Source organism: Pseudomonas sp. xss_2, from assembly GCF_043104195.1.
Lineage (GTDB): Bacteria > Pseudomonadota > Gammaproteobacteria > Pseudomonadales > Pseudomonadaceae > Aquipseudomonas > Aquipseudomonas urmiensis.
The window spans coordinates 20,738-38,281 of the sequence record NZ_JBICKL010000002.1; the positions used below are offsets into that span (position 1 = coordinate 20,738).

Sequence of the window (17,544 nt, forward strand, 5' to 3'; positions counted from 1 at the left end):
CTGCAGGTGAGCGCGACGCGAGACTGTGGAAGCCGGCTTGCCCGCGAAGGGCCGCTCTGCGGCCCCATTACGCATTCCGTAAACTGTTACCGCTGCGCCGAATCAACCCGGCACTGTTACCAACTTCCACCTTACGTGCGCGTCAACACGCACTTATTTGATGCGCCTGCACATTTTCACGCACCAAAAAAGCGCGACATCACTGCGCTTTCTTCTCTTGCATCACCACGAACGGCGAAACCACCACCGCCCAGATCTCTGGATCGCGGCTTTGCAGGTCAAGCGCCTGCTCTGCCGACAATGCCCCAACAGTGCCATCACTACGCCACTTGGCGAAGATCTCGCTGCGATTCTCGGCCATCGCCTCGGCAACGGCGATCAGGTCCAACTCAGGCGCGACCCAAATCAGGTCACCCTTGGCCCAGAATCGTTCCAACGCGTTCCACTCGATGATTGCAGTCTCGCCGAGCAATTTGGCATAGAGGGTGCTTGTTTGATCAGTCATGGGTTCCTACCGGCAAAAAATCGGCCAATGAAAAAGGTCGGCATTTTTGCAGAAAAACCCGGTTTCAAATACGTAAATTGGTCGATTGGTCCCGAACTTGTGGGGCGGGGCTGGTGATGCAGGCAAAGTGATGGCGCTTTTCTGTATCTTTGTGTCGATCAAGCGACACCTCGGCAATTTGGCGCTTTTCAGCCGCTTTTCAAGCGCTTGGACAGCGCTCTACACTGTACCGGTACAGTTCCGGGACATGTTCCGGGGGAAGGTGGGCTTGCGTCTGGCATGGCCATGCCGCAAATCCCGCCCGGTCTGTAGCCCTGGCCGCCAGGACTATAAGAATTACAACAGAATGAGTGGAGCACTATGATCAAGATTTCCAAGCTGTTCGCCGCAATGGTTCTGGCCGGGGTAGCCAGCCATTCGTTTGCCGCCGACACCATCAAGATCGGTATCGCCGGTCCCAAGACGGGTCCTGTGACCCAGTACGGCGACATGCAGTTCATCGGCGCCAAACAGGCCATCAAGGACATCAACGCCAAGGGCGGCGTCGATGGCAAAATGCTTGAAGCCAAGGAATACGACGACGCGTGCGACCCGAAACAGGCCGTGGCAGTCGCTAACAAAGTGGTCAACGATGGCGTCAAGTTCGTGATCGGCCACCTGTGCTCCAGCTCCACCCAGCCTGCGTCCGACATCTATGAAGATGAAGGCGTGATCATGATCACCCCCGCCGCCACCAGCCCGGAAATCACCTCCCGTGGTTACAAGCTGATCTTCCGCACCATCGGCCTGGACAGCGCTCAAGGCCCAGCGGCCGGCAACTACATCGCCGACCACGTCAAGCCGAAGGTCGTTGCTGTTCTGCACGACAAGCAGCAATACGGCGAAGGCATCGCCACTGCGGTCAAGACCACCCTGGAAGGTAAAGGCACCAAGGTTGCCGTGTTCGAAGGCCTGAACGCTGGCGACAAGGACTTCTCCTCGATCATCCAGAAGCTCAAGCAAGCCAACGTCGACTTCGTCTACTACGGCGGCTACCACCCAGAGCTGGGCCTGATCCTGCGCCAAGCCCAGGAAAAAGGCCTGAAAGCCAAGTTCATGGGCCCAGAAGGCGTCGGCAACGACTCCATCTCGCAGATTGCCCAAGGCGCTTCCGAAGGCCTGCTGGTCACCCTGCCGAAGTCCTTCGACCAGGATCCTGCCAACAAGGCCATCGCCGATGCGATCAAGGCTGACGGCAAAGACCCAAGCGGTCCATTCGTGTTCCCAGCCTACTCGGCTGTCGAGCTGATCGCCGAAGGCATCAAGGCAGCCAAGTCCGAAGACACCGACAAAGTAGCCGAGGCCATCCACGCCGGTACCTTCAAGACCCCGACTGGCGACCTGTCGTACGACAAGAATGGCGACCTGAAAGACTTCAAGTTCGTGGTCTACGAATGGCACTTCGGCAAACCGAAGACCGAAGTCTCCCCTCAGTAACTGCGTGACTAAATAGCTGAGCTAACGAGCCCACTGTGCGAGCAGTGGGCTTTGTTTTACGAGGTTCATGGACCTGATTCCCGCGATCCGGGGGCCGGTTCACCTGAAAATCTTAAAACCGTCACTCGCGGTTTCCTGGCCTACCCCCGCCAGTGAAATGCAAATCAGGTTTTTAGGAGCGCTGTAATGCCTGAGATCTACCATTTCTTCCAACAACTGGTTAATGGATTGACCATCGGCAGCACCTACGCCTTGATCGCCATCGGTTACACGATGGTGTACGGCATCATTGGCATGATCAACTTCGCCCACGGCGAGGTGTACATGATCGGTTCCTATGTGGCCTTCATCGCCCTTGCCGGGCTGGCCATGATGGGCATCGACTCGCTGCCGATCCTGATGACCGTGGCGTTCGTCGCGACGATCTTCGTTACCAGTGCCTATGGCTACAGCATCGAACGGGTTGCCTATCGCCCCCTGCGTAACAGCAACCGTCTGATCCCGCTGATTTCCGCTATCGGCATGTCGATTTTCCTGCAGAACACCGTGCTGCTTTCGCAGGACTCCAAGGACAAGTCCATCCCTAACCTGATTCCGGGGAGCATCTCCTTCGGCCCAGGTGGCGCGGAGGAAGTCCTGATTTCCTACATGCAGATCCTGGTGTTCATCGTCACCCTGGTGGCCATGACCCTGCTGACCCTGTTCATCTCCCGTTCTCGCCTGGGCCGCGCCTGCCGCGCCTGTGCCGAAGACATCAAGATGGCCAACCTGCTGGGCATCAACACCAACAACATCATTGCCCTGACCTTCGTCATCGGTGCCGCGTTGGCGGCGGTGGCGGCTGTATTGCTGAGCATGCAATACGGCGTGATCAACCCCAACGCCGGTTTCCTGGTAGGCCTGAAGGCCTTCACCGCGGCGGTATTGGGCGGCATCGGCAGCATTCCGGGCGCCATGCTCGGCGGGCTGGTGCTGGGCGTGGCCGAAGCCTTCGGCGCCGACATCTTCGGCGACCAATACAAGGATGTGGTGGCGTTCGGTCTCTTGGTTCTGGTGCTGTTGTTCCGGCCGACCGGCATCCTGGGCCGTCCGGAGGTTGAAAAAGTATGAACAAAAATCTCAAACAGGCGTTTTTCAGCGCCTTGCTGGTGTGGGCCGTGGCCTTCCCGGTGCTGGGCCTGAAGCTGAGCATCGACGGCATCAACCTGATCGTGCACAGCCAGGGGCCGTTCACCCTCACGGTGATCGCCGTGTGTTCGGTGCTGATGTTCCTGCGGGTGCTGTTTGACAAGCAGTGGAGCGCCGTCACCTCCAGAGGCTCGGACCGCAAGCTGATCTCGCCTGCAGTGAGCAACTTCCTCACCCTGCCCAAGACCCAGCGCTGGATCATCCTCGGCCTGATCGTAGTGGCGCTGGTGTGGCCGTTCTTCGGCTCACGCGGCGCGGTCGACATTGCCACGCTGATCCTGATCTACGTGATGTTGGGCCTGGGCCTGAACATCGTAGTCGGACTGGCTGGCCTGCTCGATCTGGGTTATGTCGGCTTCTATGCCGTCGGCGCCTACAGCTACGCGATGCTGTCGCACTACTACGGGTTGAGCTTCTGGATCTGCCTGCCGATCGCCGGCCTGATGGCAGCCACCTTCGGCTTCCTGCTGGGCTTCCCGGTATTGCGTCTGCGCGGTGACTACCTGGCGATCGTGACCCTCGGTTTCGGTGAGATCATCCGTCTGTTCCTGCGTAACCTCACCGATCTGACCGGCGGCCCCAACGGCATCAGCAACATCGAGAAGCCGACGTTCTTCGGCTTGACCTTCGAGCGGCGCGCAGCCGAGGGGATGCAAACCTTCCACGAGTTCTTCGGCCTGCCTTACAACTCGATCAACAAGGTCATCTTCCTCTACCTGGTAGCGCTGCTGCTGGCCCTGTTGGCGCTGTTCGTCATCAACCGCCTGCTGCGCATGCCGATTGGCCGCGCCTGGGAAGCCTTGCGTGAAGACGAAATCGCCTGCCGCGCATTGGGCCTGAACCCCACCGTGATCAAGCTCTCGGCGTTCACCCTGGGCGCCTGCTTCGCCGGTTTCGCCGGTAGCTTCTTCGCCGCACGGCAAGGGTTGGTGACGCCGGAGTCGTTCACCTTCATCGAGTCGGCGATCATCCTCGCCATCGTCGTGCTCGGCGGCATGGGCTCTCAGTTGGGCGTGATCCTCGCGGCCATCGTGATGATCCTGCTGCCAGAGCTGATGCGTGAGTTCAGCGAGTACCGGATGCTGATGTTCGGTGCGCTGATGGTGTTGATGATGATCTGGCGTCCGCAAGGCTTGCTGCCTATGCAACGTCCACATTTGGAGCTGCGTCGATGAGCCGCGAAATTCTGCAAGTCAGCGGCCTGAGCATGCGCTTCGGCGGCTTGTTGGCGGTCAACGGCGTGGCCCTGACCGTCAAGGAAAAACAGGTGGTGGCGCTGATCGGCCCGAACGGCGCCGGCAAGACCACAGTGTTCAACTGCCTGACCGGCTTCTACAAGCCAAGCGGCGGCACCATCCTGCTCGACGGCCAGCCGATCCAGGGCCTGGCCGGCCACCAGATCGCCCGCAAGGGCGTGGTGCGTACGTTCCAGAACGTGCGTTTGTTCAAGGAAATGACCGCGCTGGAAAACCTGCTGATTGCCCAGCACCGGCACTTGAACACCAACTTCTTCGCAGGCCTGTTCAAGACGCCAAGCTTCCGCCGCAGCGAGCGTGAGGCCATGGAGCGCGCGCAGTACTGGCTGGAGAAGGTCAACCTGACTGAGTTCGCCAACCGTACCGCCGGCACCCTGGCCTACGGCCAGCAGCGACGCCTGGAGATCGCCCGCTGCATGATGACCCAACCGCGGATCATCATGCTCGACGAGCCAGCCGCTGGCTTGAACCCCAAGGAAACCGAAGACCTCAAGGCACTGATCGGCTATCTGCGCGAATCCCACAACGTGACCGTGCTGCTGATCGAGCACGACATGAAGCTGGTGATGAGCATCTCCGACCATATCGTGGTGATCAACCAGGGTACGCCCCTGGCCGACGGCACGCCGGAGCAGATCCGCGACAATCCTGAAGTGATCAAGGCCTACCTGGGGGAAGCGTAAATGCTCAAGTTCGAAAACGTTTCCACCTTCTACGGCAAGATCCAGGCACTGCACAGCGTCAACGTCGAGATCAACCAGGGCGAAATCGTCACCTTGATCGGCGCCAACGGTGCCGGCAAGTCGACCTTGTTGATGACCCTGTGCGGCTCGCCCCAGGCGCATAGCGGCAGCATCAAGTACCTGGGCGAAGAGCTGGTTGGCCAGCCTTCCTCACACATCATGCGCAAGAGCATCGCGGTGGTCCCCGAAGGCCGCCGGGTGTTCGCTCGCCTGACGGTCGAGGAGAACCTGGCCATGGGCGGCTTCTTCACCAACAAGGGCGACTACCAGGAGCAGTTGGACAAGGTCCTGGAGTTGTTCCCGCGCCTGAAGGAGCGCTACATCCAGCGCGGTGGCACCATGTCCGGCGGTGAACAGCAGATGCTCGCTATCGGTCGCGCGTTGATGAGCAAGCCCAAGCTGCTGCTGCTCGATGAACCGTCGCTGGGCCTGGCGCCGATCATCATCCAGCAGATCTTCGACATCATCGAACAGCTGCGTCGTGATGGCGTGACGGTGTTCCTGGTCGAGCAGAACGCCAACCAGGCGTTGAAGATCGCTGACCGTGCCTATGTGTTGGAAAACGGCCGGGTGGTGATGCAGGGTACCGGTGAAGCATTGTTGAGTGATCCAAAGGTACGTGACGCGTACCTGGGTGGTTGATCGACTCTGCACCACAGAAAGGGCCTTCGGGCCCTTTTTTCATGGGCGCTCGAACCTGCTGTAGCAGCCCACTCTCCCACACCAGGGTGAGCGTGGGAGCGGGCTTGCCCCGCGATAGGGCCAGCACCGCCACAACGCAAATGCCCTTGTGCCCCGCGACCATGCTGGGTAACGTGCCCACTTCATCCGCTGTGACCCCGGAGCCTCATCCATGCGCCTCACCCCTCCCCTGTTGCTCGCCGCCCTGCTGCCTCTGTTCGCCGGCTGCCAGATACTGGCGGACAAACCGAGCGATCCAGACCTCGGCACCACGCGCATGCAGGGCGAACTGAGTGCCAGCGGTGGCAAACTGCTGTTCAAGCCGTGCAGTGAAAGCCGCTTGTTCGTGGTCAATGACGCCGGCACCACCGGCATTCTGCAAGAAGCGGCAAACCTGGCCGATGATGCCGGCGACAAACTATTCGCCGATGTCCGCGCCCGCCTGACCGGCAGCAAGCAGGCCAACACCGATGGCCAACTCGACGTGCGCCGCCTGTATCGCCTCGAGCCTTCGACCAACGCCTGCGAAGACCCCAACTTCAAGCAACTGACCCTGCGCGCCGGCGGCCATGAGCCGGAGTGGGACATCAAGGCCAGCGGCAAGGGCATGGTGCTCAACCGGGTCGGCCAAGAGCCACTGCCACTGCCCTTTCTGGAAGAACAAGTCCCTGGCGGCGGCCTGACCCTGAGCAGCGAAGCCAATGGTAAACAGGTCGAGCTGTGGGTCTCCCCGCAGCGCTGCGTCGACAGCGCCACCGGTGCCATCCGCCACCTGCGCGCGCAGCTGAAGATCGACGGCCAGACCCTGCAAGGCTGCGGTTACTATGGCGGCGCTCGCGACAACTGATCGTCGGGCACTTTTATCCTGCCAGTCATGGCGGCGAACAGCTTATACTTGGCGGTTTGAGTAAAGCCGCCGGCCGCCCATGGCCGGGATACTGGACCCTGCCATGCTACGAATCACCGAACTGAAGCTGCCCCTGGACCATCCCGACGAAGCCCTGCGCGAGGCCATCGTCCAGCGCCTGGGCATTCGCGATGACCAACTGCTCAGCTTCACCCTGTTCAAGCGCAGCTACGACGCCCGCAAGAAAAACAGCGAACTGCTGTTCATCTATACCATCGACCTGCAGGCGGCCAACGAAGCCGAGCTGCTGGCCAAGTTCGCTGACGATCGCAACATCAGCGTGGCGCCAGATGTCAGCTACAAGTACGTCGGCCAAGCGCCGGCCAACCTTGACCAGCGTCCGCTGGTGGTGGGCTTCGGCCCCTGCGGCATCTTCGCCGGGCTATTGCTGGCACAGATGGGCTTCAAGCCGATCGTACTCGAGCGCGGCAAGGAAGTTCGCCAGCGCACCAAGGACACCTGGGGCCTGTGGCGTAAAAGCGTGCTCAACCCTGAGTCCAACGTGCAGTTCGGCGAAGGCGGCGCCGGGACCTTCTCCGACGGCAAGCTGTACAGCCAGATCAAAGACCCACAGCACCATGGCCGCAAGGTCCTGGAAGAGTTCGTCAAGGCCGGTGCGCCGGACGAGATCCTCTACATCAACAAGCCGCACATCGGCACCTTCCGCCTGACCGGCATGGTCGAGAACATGCGCGCCGAGATCATCGCCCTGGGCGGTGAAGTGCGCTTCGAGCAGAAGGTCAGCGACCTGCTGATCGACGGCGAACAGCTCACCGGCGTGGTGCTCGACAGCGGCGAACAGCTGCACTCGCGCCATGTGGTCCTGGCCCTGGGCCACAGCGCCCGCGACACCTTCCGCATGCTGCATGGCAAGGGCGTGTTCATGGAGGCCAAGCCGTTCTCGGTCGGTTTCCGTATCGAGCACCCCCAGACCCTGATCGACAAGGCTCGCCTGGGCAAATACGCCGGTCACCCGAAGCTGGGCGCCGCCGACTACAAGCTGGTGTACCACGCCAAGAACGGTCGTTCGGTGTACAGCTTCTGCATGTGCCCTGGCGGCACCGTAGTCGCCGCGACCAGCGAGCCAGGCCGGGTGGTGACCAACGGCATGAGCCAATACTCGCGTAACGAGCGCAATGCCAACTCCGGCATCGTCGTGGGTATCGATCCGGAGCGTGATTATCCGGGTGGTCCACTGGCTGGCATCGAACTGCAGGAGCGCCTTGAAGCGCACGCCTACGTGATGGGTGGCAGCAATTATCAGGCGCCGGCGCAACTGGTCGGTGACTTCGTTGCCGGACGTCCTTCGACCGCGCTCGGTAGTGTCGAGCCGTCGTATAAGCCGGGGGTGACCCTGGGTGACCTGGCGCCGAGCCTGCCAGACTTCGCTATCGAAGCGATTCGTGAGGCGCTGCCAGCCTTCGACCGGCAGATCAAGGGCTACAACCTGCACGATGCAGTGCTGACCGGGATTGAAACCCGTACCTCTTCGCCGCTGCGTATCACCCGTGACGCGAGCTATCAGAGCGTCAATCTCAAGGGGTTGTTCCCGGCCGGTGAAGGCGCGGGTTACGCGGGCGGGATTCTCTCGGCGGGCGTCGATGGCATTCGCATCGCAGAAGCGGTAGCGCGCGATATCCTCGGGCTAAATGGGTAACCTGGCGTCAGCCATCGCGGGGCAAGCCCGCTCCCACGAGCTTAATTGCGCGTCATCGTGGGAGCGGGCTTGCCCCGCGATAGGCAATAAAAAACCCCGACCGGCGCTGCCAAATCGGGGTTTTGTTTTTCAGCGAATTGCTCAGTGGGTCACACGGCTGGTGCCGTCGACGGTGACGATGCGCACACGCTCACCCACGCGGAAAATTTCGTTTTCCTGCACCGCCTGCACATAGGCGCGCATATTGCCGTCGTCTTCACGCACGGTGACCTCGACACCTTGGGTACGGGTAATGCCCTCTTCGGCGGCAGAACCCGCCAGGCCACCGGCCACAGCGCCGATTACCGCAGCGACGATGCTGCCCCGGCCACCACCGATAGCACTACCGGCAACACCACCGACGATAGCGCCCGCGCCACCGCCGATTGGGGTCTTGGTGCCTTCGATCTTCACCGGGCGCAGCGATTCGATGGTACCCATGCGCACGGTCTGCACGCGGCGGGCCTCATCACGGGAATAGCTGTCACCGGTCAGGCTCGACGCACAGCCGCCGAGCAACAGCGACAGGGTGGTGAAGCTCGCCACCAGCAATACAGATTTACGCATGGGTTGAATCTCCATAAGTCAGGTGTCCATTAGACTCCGCAGGTTGACGGCTGTCACGACACATACGTTACAAATTTGTTTTCATTCAGCTCTGGTACAGCCGCCGTGCTGTCACTATTTAGTCAGACCAAGGATAGCCATGGATTACTTCATCGTCTTGGTAACAACCGTCGCAGGCCTGTATTTCCATGGCTGGCTGTATCTACGCATGCGCCGCTGGATGGACCGCGACCTGGCGTTGTCGATGGCTGGAAAGGATGATGATAAACGCGCCTACATGCTGCAGCGCCTGGAGCTGGCGCGGGCGCAAAAGATCAAACGCAAGGCATTGGCGGCCTGGCTGGAACGCGAGGCCGCCAACTATCGGGCTTAAGGTGCCAGGCGCTCACGCAGCCATTGGCCCTCGACGTGGCGATAATTCAGGCGGTCATGCAGGCGACTCGGCCGCCCCTGCCAGAACTCGATGCGCTCAGGCAGCAACCGATAACCGCCCCAATGCTCCGGGCAGTGCGGCTGGCTGTCGGAGAAGCGCGCTTCAGTCGCCTTGACCAAGCCTTCCAACTGCTCACGCCCGGTAATGACCTGGCTCTGCGGCGATGCCCAGGCGCCCAGGCGACTGCCCAGCGGACGCACTTGGTAATAGGCGTCCGACTCCTGCGCGGTAACTTTCTCCACTCGCCCTTCGATCCGCACCTGACGCTCCAGCGCCGGCCAGAAGAAGGTCATGGCAGCGAAGGGATTGGTCAACAGCTGCTGGCCTTTGGCGCTGTCATAGTTGGTGAAAAAAGTGAAACCTCGCTCATCCAGCCCCTTGAGCAACAGCACCCGGCAATGCGGGCGGCCGTCGGCATCGACTGTGGCCAGGGTCAGGGCATTGGCCTCCACCGGTGGCTGCTCGGTCTTCACCGCATCAGCGAACCATTGGTGGAACAGGGCGAACGGCTCGCCCGGAGCCTGGCTTTCAACCAGGCCATCACGGGTGTAGTCGCGGCGCATATCGGCCAGGGATTGGGTCATGACTGCGTTTCCTTGACGATCAGTTGGTCTTCGCAGGGCTATTGGCAGCTACTTTCTTATCGGTTGCGGCCTTCTTGGCGGCAGGTTTTGCCGCGGCTTTTTTGGCAACCGGCTTGGCTGCAGGTTTCTTCGCAGCTGCCTTGGCCGGTGCTTTCTTGGCGGCCGGTTTGGCGGCGGTGGCTTTCGCTGCCGGCTTACTCGCAGCCTTAGCTGCCGGAGCCTTGGCGTCTTGCACTGCAACCATAGCGGCTGGGGTTGGTGCTGGTGCGGCCTGCTGATACTTGGCCAGGAGCGCGACCATGGTGTTCTGCGGGGTCAGCAACATTTCCACACGGCGGTTCAAGGCCCGGCCTTCAAGGCTGTCATTGGCCGCACGCGGCATCACCGAACCCATGCCCTTGAGGGTCAGGCGGTCACGCTGCAGGCCGCTGAGGCGGAAGATCGCCGATACCGAAGCAGCGCGCTCCAGGCTGAGCTTCTGGTTGGCAGCAGCCACACCACTGCTGTCTGCATGGCCGAGCACCAGCACAGCGGTCTTGGGATCGACCTCCACCGCCTTGGCCACCCGCGTAATCGGCCCCAAGGTCGCTGGCAGCAGCATGTTCGGGCGATCAGGGTTGTACGAACCCTCCACCGGAATGATCACCGCCATGACATCTTCACGCCGCTCGACTTCGAACTTGCTGCCCTTGACCGCTTCACGCAGCTTGGGCTCGTACTCGTCCAGCCAGGCCTGGGTGGCCTTGTGATCGATCTTCGGTACGACTGGGCCTTTAGCCTGCTTGTCGTCACCACCAAATGGCCACCACCAACGGCTGGCGCTATCGGATTTGGCGTCAGCCTTGGCGACCTTCTCGGTCACCGCCTCTTTCACTTCCTGTTCGGCGACTTTGTCGGAGCCGAAAGGCCACCAGCTGAGGCCGCCGTCTTTGGCGGTACCTTGCGAGTGGCTGGCGCAGCCGGTCATGGCCAGGCACAGGGCGAGTGCTAAGGTTTTATGTGAAGACATCAGCGATACACCATGAATTAGAAAGAAATTTTGCCCACACACATGAGGCGTTGGCATTGAGGATAGTCAAAGGGTCGGGCCAATACCCGCGTTACCCGATCAAAGGCAAGTGCCAAGTACACGCACCAGCTGTTGCGCCCGCGGGTCCATCAGCACATAGGGGCCGAGGGTGTTGGTGACGAAACCAAAGGCGACATCGTGCTCGGGATCGGCGAAGCCGACCGAGCCTCCCGCCCCTGGATGGCCGAAGGCGCGGGCGCCCAAGCCGAAAGTGGCGTTGGCGACCGTGGGCTGATCCAGCATGCAGCCCAGGCCGAAGCGGGTCTGGGTCAACAGGGTACGATCCTGGCCAAGGCTGTGTTCGCGCGTCAGCTCATCGAGCAGTTCCGACTCCAGCAGGCTGCCATCGAGCAGACCGGCATAGAAACCGGCCAGGCTGCGGGCATTGCCATGGCCATTGGCCGCCGGCTGCTGCATCCGGCGCCACTCCGGCTTGTTGGTGCTGGTGAGAATGGCAGGCGGGTTGGTAAAGGCTCGCGTCGACAGCGCTTCAGGTTCGCGCAGGGTTACCTGCAGCAAACGCTGTGCAGCGGCGTCGCCAGGGTTGCCTTTGCCGCGAGCAATGTGCGCGACACGGTGGAATTGTTCATCCGCCAGGCCGACATGAAAATCCAGGCCCAGGGGTTTGACGGTACGCGCGACGATCGAGTCGCCCGGGCCACGGCCGTCAGCGCGGCGAATCAGCTCACCGATCAACCAGCCATAGGTAATAGCGGCGTAACCATGCTCGGTCCCCGGCGTCCACCAAGGGGTCTCAGCCGCCAGGGCAGCGGTCATGGTCTGCCAGTCATAGAGTGCTTCGGCCGGCAGCAGTTCCCGGATCGCCGGCAGGCCAGCGCGGTGGCTGAGCAACTGACGCAGGGTCACCTGCTCTTTACCGGCCTGGGCGAACTCTGGCCAGTAGCGTGCCACGGGCGTGTCCAAGGCCAGTTTGCCCTCGCCGACCAGTTGCAAGGCGGTGACGGCGGTGAAGGTCTTGGTGCAGGAGAACAGATTGGCAATGGTATCGCTGTGCCAAGCTTCGCGGCCGTCCTTATCGGCGCTACCGGCCCACAGGTCGATCACGGTCTCGCCGCCGACCTGGATGCACAGCGCAGCGCCGCGCTCCTGAGGATCCTCGAACAATGCGGCAAATGCTTCACGCACTGCCTCGAACTTCAGCTCATAGTGACCCTGGATCTGCACCCGCCTACTCTCCGTACGACTCGTCTTCACAAAGTCGTGCATTGTTTCAGTAGTTGGCGGTTTTGCAAACTGAATGTGGCCGGATGGTCGTAGGGAAAAGTCGACAAACGGCACCGAAATGCCGCTGTATGACCTACAGAGCAGGCTTGTTCAGCGCCTTGCGCAATTCATCCATTACCTGCTGATTGCTCCTGCGCACCGCTTCGACAAAACCTGGATAAGGCACATCGGTAATCGCCACCAGCCCCAAGTGCCCATTCTCGCCATCGAGCAAGCGCCCACTGGCCGGTTGGTCGAGGTACTGGAACCAGTGCGCACCGACAATCATCGGTTGAGCCAGCGCAGCCTTGAGGAAGTTGGCGTAGGCCGGGCCGCGATCTTCCTCGCGTACCAGCTCCAGCGGCCCGGGCCAGAATGGCCCACGGTCGCGGGAACCGAACTGGAATTCGGACACCAGCAACGGCTTGTCCAACTCGGCAAGCCGAGCGAAGTCGTAGCCATCTTCAGGCTTGAGGGTATAGAAGTTGAAACTCAGCACGTCGCAGAACTCGGCGCAGGCTTTCACTGCTTCTGGAGTGCTGGCCGCATAGCGCCCGCCCAGCAGCAAGTGGTTGGGGGCATGCCATTTGAGCGAGTCGGAGATGGTCTTGAAGTAGGTATTGGCGAATACCTGCTGGAAATGCTGATAATCGCGCTCGATTTCCGGATGCTGCGCATTGGGCAGCGGCGCTTCGAAGCCTGGGTCTTCCATCAGTTCCCAGGCTTGCAGGTCGATACCCCAGGCCTTGGACAGGCCTTCCTGGTTGCGGTACTTGTCGCGCAGCTGCTTGAGAAACGCGCGCTTGGCCGGTACGTCGGTGGTCAGCCTGAGGGTGCCGAAGGCCAGCCCATAGCGGGCCTTGGGATCATCACCCGGCGCCGCCCAGGCCAGCTCATTGTCGGCAAAGTAGCCAATCAGCCAGGGATCATCGCGGTGATCACGGGCGGCGATGGCCACGGCGCGCTCGGTCGCCATGGCAAAGCGTGGATCGAACGGATCGGGCATGCGCCCCCACCAGTCCATGCCGGTACTGATGCTGGCGTAGTCGCCAACGATCGACAGCGGTAGCGTGTAGGGCACTCGCTTGGCCAGGCCAAGGGCCGGATCGCTCCAGTTGCCCAGGGTATTGAAACCCCAGGCCTGCATGCGATCGAGGGTGTGGCTCTGCCAGCGCGCGGCATCGATGGCCGCAGGTGGGCAGGCAACAGGTGGCTGCCCTTCTACTGGCGCCGGACAAGGCTGGCCATAACCACGCTGCAGGTTGGCAGCATAGAAGTCGAACCAGCGACCTTTATTGAAATTGCGCCCTTGCGACGAGGCATTGCCATCATCGTTGTTGCCTTGGCCATAGAACGCGGCGAGACGCTCGCCTTCGCCCGGCAAGGCGGTGAACATGCTTTCGCGTCCGCTTATATAGGTACGGCCGCCGTCGGCCGCCACGGCATTGATGCCGAGCGAATAGAACGGGTGCCCCTCAGGGGTCACCAGGAACCAGCGGCCATCACGCTTTTCAGTACGGAAAAACCCTTTGGCTTCGAAGGCCGGGCCGGCGATCAGCCCACCGTAGCTGTCCAATTGCTGTTTGCCGCGCTCTGCCAACCAGCCTTTGAGCTGAGCTTGTTCGCGGGTATCAGCGGCCTTGAGCTGATCATCGTTGACGATCTTTTCCGGCCAGCGTCCGCGGGTGGACTGGCCATAAGCATCGATCAAACCGTCGTAGGCGGCCTTGAACGCCAGATCGTCATCCTGGATACCAACTTTCTCGATCAGCAGGCTCTGGGCCACCTTGGGCCTTGGAATGCTCAGGGTAACCGAACTGATCTGGGTGAGATCGACTTCACCGACGCTGCTGGTCAGCAGCACCCGTTGCCCTTGATACGTCCACGGCATGGGCGGCCCCGCGCGCATGCCCTGGCTCAATGGCGAGCTGGCCTTGAGCGGAACCATCACCGTCTGCGCAGGCCCGGCGGGCAGGTCGATACGGCTGGTGAGCGTGCGGCCATCACTGCTCTGCACCGTGACATCCACACTCAAGGCCCAGTCCATGGCGCTTTGCAGGCGCAAAGTCAGCGCCTGCCCGGCAGACCAGTCCCACACGCCACTCTGCGGGCTGAGGCCCAGTGTCGGCCGCTCCACCGGATTGAACACCACCCGCCGCAGCACCTCGCCCTCGGCCGTCTGCTCCGCGTTGTACTGCGGCATGCCGGCATCAGCGGTGATCACATTGACCACTGAAGCCGGCCGCACAAAGCTGAACAACGTCTGCTGCGCGGCCAGCAACGGCGAGCTGAACAACAGCGTAAGTACAGCGGGCAAGGTACGATGGAGCATAGGGCTGGGGCTCTCCTTCAGAGCCCTCATGGGCCCTTGACTGAGTGATGGACAACGGGCCGGGGCGTCTTGCTCCGGCCGTCAGGAAATCTCCCGCCTAAATGGCGGCAGCGCATTGAGAATAGCCTTGCCGTAGCGCTGGGTGACCAGGCGCCGATCAAGCAAGGTGATGACGCCGCGATCCTGCTCGGTACGCAGTAAGCGACCGCAGGCCTGGATCAACTTGAGCGAGGCGTCGGGTACGGCAATTTCCATGAACGGATTGCCACCGCGGGCTTCGATCCACTCGGCCAAGGCTGCCTCGACCGGATCGTCCGGCACCGAGAATGGGATCTTGGCGATCACCACGTGCTCGCAATAGGCGCCCGGCAAGTCGACCCCCTCGGCGAAGCTGGCCAGGCCGAACAGCACACTGTGCTGGCCATCGTCGACCCGCGCCTTGTGCTTGTTGAGGGTTTCCTGTTTGGACAGGTTGCCCTGGATCAACACCAGTTTGCGCCAGTCACGGTCCAGGCCATCGAACACGTCTTGCATCTGTTTGCGCGAGGAGAACAACACCAGCGCGCCGCGGGCCTCTTCGAGCATTGCCGGCAGTTCACGGATGATCGCTGCCGTGTGCCCAGCAGCGTCGCGCGGATCAGCGCCCAGGTCAGGCACTCGCAGCAGACCAGCATCGCCGTGCACGAACGGGCTTGGCACCACGCACGTCACCGCGTCGCGAGGCAGGCCCGAACGCATGCGGAAGCGGTCGAACTTGCCCAGCGCGGTGAGTGTGGCCGAAGTCACCAGAGCGCCGTGGGCGACGCTCCACAGGCTGCGGCGCAGCATTTCGGCGGCAAGGATCGGGCTGGCATTGACCTCGATGTCGAACAGCGCACCGGTTTCGGCCAACGTCAGCCAGCGCGCCATTGGCGGGCTGTCTTGCGGATCTTCGGCGGTGAACGCGGTCCATAGCTCCCAGTTGCCCTGGGCGCGGGTCACCAGGCTGCCGAACAGTGGATACCACTCTTCGGCCTGGTGGCTGGCAATACCGATGTTGTTTTCCCCGTCCATGCCTTCCTTGAGCAGGTCGGCCAGGCGGGTGAACAGGTCGTTGAGACGCGAGAAACCCTTTTTCAGCTCTATGCCGACTTCGCGAATCTGCTCCGGTACCACTCCACCTTCGAAGCGGTAGCGTGGGCGCTCACGGCCTTCGGTGTCTTCGCCGGGGCGGAAATCCGCGACCTGCTCGCACAAGGTGAACATGAACTGCTGCTGGGTGCGGATTTCGCGAGCCAGCTCCGGCACCTGTTCGATGTACTTGCCCAGGTCACCCGGCAGCGGATGCTGGGCGAGCAGCTTGGTCAGGTTCTTGGCCGTCTGCTCCAACCAGTCGGCAGTGGAGCGCAGGCGCGAATAATGAGCGAAGTGGCCGATCGCCTTGTCTGGCAGGTGATGGCCTTCGTCGAATACGTACATGGTGTCACGCGGGTCGGGCAGTACCGCACCGCCGCCCAAGGCCAGGTCGGCCAGGACCATGTCATGGTTGGTGACGATTACATCGACCTTACCCATGCCCTCGCGCGCCTTATAGAAGACGCATTGCTGGAAGTTCGGGCAGTGGCGACCGGTGCACTGGCTATGGTCGGTGGTCAGGCGCGCCCAGTCCTGGTCTTCGAGGGTTTCCGACCAGCTGTCGCGATCACCGTCCCAGCGATTGCCGGCAAGCTTCTCGATCATGCTGTTGAACAGCTTCTGGCTGCGCTCGTCGACTTCGATGTGAAAGCCTTCTTCCTCGAACAGCTGGGCGGTCGCCGACTGGGCGTGGCCTTCCTGCAGCAGCACGTCGAGCTTGGACAGACACAGGTAGCGCCCACGCCCCTTGGCCAGGGCGAAGCTGAAATTGAGCCCGCTGTTGCGCATCAGGTCGGGCAGATCCTTGAACACGATCTGCTCCTGCAAGGCCACGGTCGCGGTGGCGATCACCAGGCGTTTGCCGGCAGCCTTGGCGGCGGGAATCGCCGCCAGGCTGTAGGCGACGGTCTTGCCGGTACCGGTGCCGGCCTCGACCGCGACCACGGCCGGCTCGCCCGAGCGGCGACCTTCGTCGTCGCAGGCGATATCGCCGAGCACTTTCGCCACTTCGGCGATCATCAGGCGCTGGCCATAGCGAGGCTTGAGGCTCTTGGCTTCGAGAAAACGCGAGTAGGCGCCCTGGATGGTGGCTTTGAGTTCGTTGCTGATCATGGTCTGCAGGCGCCCGAAGGGCTGGATATATTTTCAGTGTTTCGCATGGGGCGGCTATCATACCCCGCTATCGCCCTTTGTGCCGCATGGAGATCCTGATGCTTGCCTTTGCCCTGCCCTACACACTGCATGTTTTGGCTGCCCTGGTCTGGGTTGGCGGCATGTTCTTCGCCTGGCTGGTACTGCGCCCGGCCACGGTTGCAGCCTTGGAGGGGCCTGCGCGGCTGCGCTTGTGGGTGGTAGTTTTCCGACGTTTCTTTGGTTGGGTCTGGGCGGCGGTAGCGGTTTTGGCGATCAGTGGTATCGGGATGTTGCATTTGCGTTTTTCCGGGTTTGAAACGGCGCCTCGGTATGTGCAGGTGATGATTGGGGGTGCGATTGTGATGTTTGCGCTGTTCATGCGGGTGCAGGCGTTGATGCTGCCGGAGCTGCGGGCGGCGGTGCAGGCTGAGGATTGGGCGGCTGGGGCTGGGGTTTTGGCGCGGATTCGGCGGATGGTGGGGGTTAATTTGCTGGTGGGGTTGGCGGTGGTTGGGGTCGCTAGTTCGCGGGTTTTGGTTTGAGGTTGGGCTTGGGCTTGGGCTTGGGCTTGGGCTTGGGCTTTTAGAGATTTGAGCTTATCCGTTTGATGTGGCGGCACCACTGGCCCCTTCCGCC

16 protein-coding genes are annotated in these 17,544 nt (G+C 61.6%); 9 read left to right on the forward strand and 7 right to left on the reverse strand.

The window, feature by feature from the left end; translation table 11 throughout:
- Positions 1-199 precede the first annotated feature (199 nt).
- Entirely contained in the window at positions 200-505 is a 306-nt protein-coding gene (locus ACF8K2_RS00155) for a DUF2288 domain-containing protein (RefSeq protein ID WP_392462963.1), read from the reverse strand.
- A 360-nt stretch (positions 506-865) separates the two neighbouring features.
- Between ACF8K2_RS00155 and ACF8K2_RS00160 the strand changes: the two genes are divergently transcribed.
- The 7 genes from ACF8K2_RS00160 (at position 866) to ACF8K2_RS00190 (ending at position 8,413) form a co-directional block, all read left to right on the forward strand.
- Positions 866-1,981 carry a branched-chain amino acid ABC transporter substrate-binding protein gene (locus tag ACF8K2_RS00160; protein WP_186557588.1) on the forward strand — a complete coding sequence of 372 codons (1,116 nt, stop codon included), beginning with the start codon at positions 866-868 and terminating at the stop codon, positions 1,979-1,981.
- A 186-nt stretch (positions 1,982-2,167) separates the two neighbouring features.
- Positions 2,168-3,091: a high-affinity branched-chain amino acid ABC transporter permease LivH gene (livH, locus tag ACF8K2_RS00165; protein ID WP_186557587.1), complete on the forward strand. Its 924-nt coding sequence runs from the start codon at positions 2,168-2,170 to the stop codon at positions 3,089-3,091.
- Positions 3,088-4,344, forward strand: a complete 1,257-nt coding sequence (locus ACF8K2_RS00170; protein WP_186557586.1) for a high-affinity branched-chain amino acid ABC transporter permease LivM — start codon at positions 3,088-3,090, stop codon at positions 4,342-4,344. The genes livH and ACF8K2_RS00170 overlap by 4 nt, the downstream gene beginning before the upstream one ends.
- Entirely contained in the window at positions 4,341-5,108 is a 768-nt protein-coding gene (livG, locus tag ACF8K2_RS00175; protein ID WP_186557585.1) for a high-affinity branched-chain amino acid ABC transporter ATP-binding protein LivG, read from the forward strand. Before ACF8K2_RS00170 ends, livG begins: the two co-directional genes overlap by 4 nt.
- On the forward strand, positions 5,109-5,810 hold the full coding sequence (locus ACF8K2_RS00180) for an ABC transporter ATP-binding protein (RefSeq protein WP_186557584.1): 702 nt from the start codon (positions 5,109-5,111) through the stop codon (positions 5,808-5,810).
- Between the two features lie 211 nt (positions 5,811-6,021).
- Positions 6,022-6,696, forward strand: a complete 675-nt coding sequence (locus ACF8K2_RS00185) for a COG3650 family protein (protein WP_186557583.1) — start codon at positions 6,022-6,024, stop codon at positions 6,694-6,696.
- Positions 6,697-6,799: 103 nt separating this feature from the next.
- Positions 6,800-8,413, forward strand: coding sequence for an NAD(P)/FAD-dependent oxidoreductase (locus tag ACF8K2_RS00190; RefSeq protein WP_186557582.1), 1,614 nt, complete (start codon positions 6,800-6,802; stop codon positions 8,411-8,413).
- Positions 8,414-8,554: 141 nt separating this feature from the next.
- On the opposite strand, the gene ACF8K2_RS00195 is transcribed toward ACF8K2_RS00190, so the two are convergent.
- A complete protein-coding gene (locus ACF8K2_RS00195; protein ID WP_186557581.1) occupies positions 8,555-9,019 on the reverse strand; it encodes a glycine zipper 2TM domain-containing protein in 465 nt (154 codons plus the stop codon).
- A 139-nt stretch (positions 9,020-9,158) separates the two neighbouring features.
- Between ACF8K2_RS00195 and ACF8K2_RS00200 the strand changes: the two genes are divergently transcribed.
- The gene (locus tag ACF8K2_RS00200; RefSeq protein WP_186557580.1) at positions 9,159-9,392 is read left to right on the forward strand and encodes a hypothetical protein; all 234 of its coding nucleotides are present in this window, start codon (positions 9,159-9,161) and stop codon (positions 9,390-9,392) included.
- On the opposite strand, the gene pdxH is transcribed toward ACF8K2_RS00200, so the two are convergent.
- From pdxH to dinG, 5 genes are all read right to left on the reverse strand, one after another.
- On the reverse strand, positions 9,389-10,036 hold the full coding sequence (gene pdxH, locus ACF8K2_RS00205) for a pyridoxamine 5'-phosphate oxidase (protein ID WP_392462964.1): 648 nt from the start codon (positions 10,034-10,036) through the stop codon (positions 9,389-9,391). The two genes, ACF8K2_RS00200 and pdxH, sit on opposite strands and share 4 nt — an antisense overlap.
- A 19-nt stretch (positions 10,037-10,055) precedes the next feature.
- Positions 10,056-11,045 carry an OmpA family protein gene (locus ACF8K2_RS00210; protein ID WP_312153255.1) on the reverse strand — a complete coding sequence of 330 codons (990 nt, stop codon included), beginning with the start codon at positions 11,043-11,045 and terminating at the stop codon, positions 10,056-10,058.
- A 99-nt stretch (positions 11,046-11,144) separates the two neighbouring features.
- Complete coding sequence (locus ACF8K2_RS00215) at positions 11,145-12,290, reverse strand: serine hydrolase domain-containing protein (RefSeq protein ID WP_392462965.1); 1,146 nt, start codon at positions 12,288-12,290, stop codon at positions 11,145-11,147.
- Positions 12,291-12,423: 133 nt separating this feature from the next.
- On the reverse strand, positions 12,424-14,661 hold the full coding sequence (locus tag ACF8K2_RS00220; RefSeq protein WP_392462967.1) for a beta-galactosidase: 2,238 nt from the start codon (positions 14,659-14,661) through the stop codon (positions 12,424-12,426).
- Between the two features lie 81 nt (positions 14,662-14,742).
- Complete coding sequence (gene dinG / locus ACF8K2_RS00225; protein ID WP_186557575.1) at positions 14,743-16,887, reverse strand: ATP-dependent DNA helicase DinG; 2,145 nt, start codon at positions 16,885-16,887, stop codon at positions 14,743-14,745.
- A gap of 98 nt (positions 16,888-16,985) precedes the next feature.
- Between dinG and ACF8K2_RS00230 the strand changes: the two genes are divergently transcribed.
- Entirely contained in the window at positions 16,986-17,450 is a 465-nt protein-coding gene (locus ACF8K2_RS00230; protein ID WP_392462969.1) for a CopD family protein, read from the forward strand.
- Positions 17,451-17,544 lie beyond the last annotated feature (94 nt).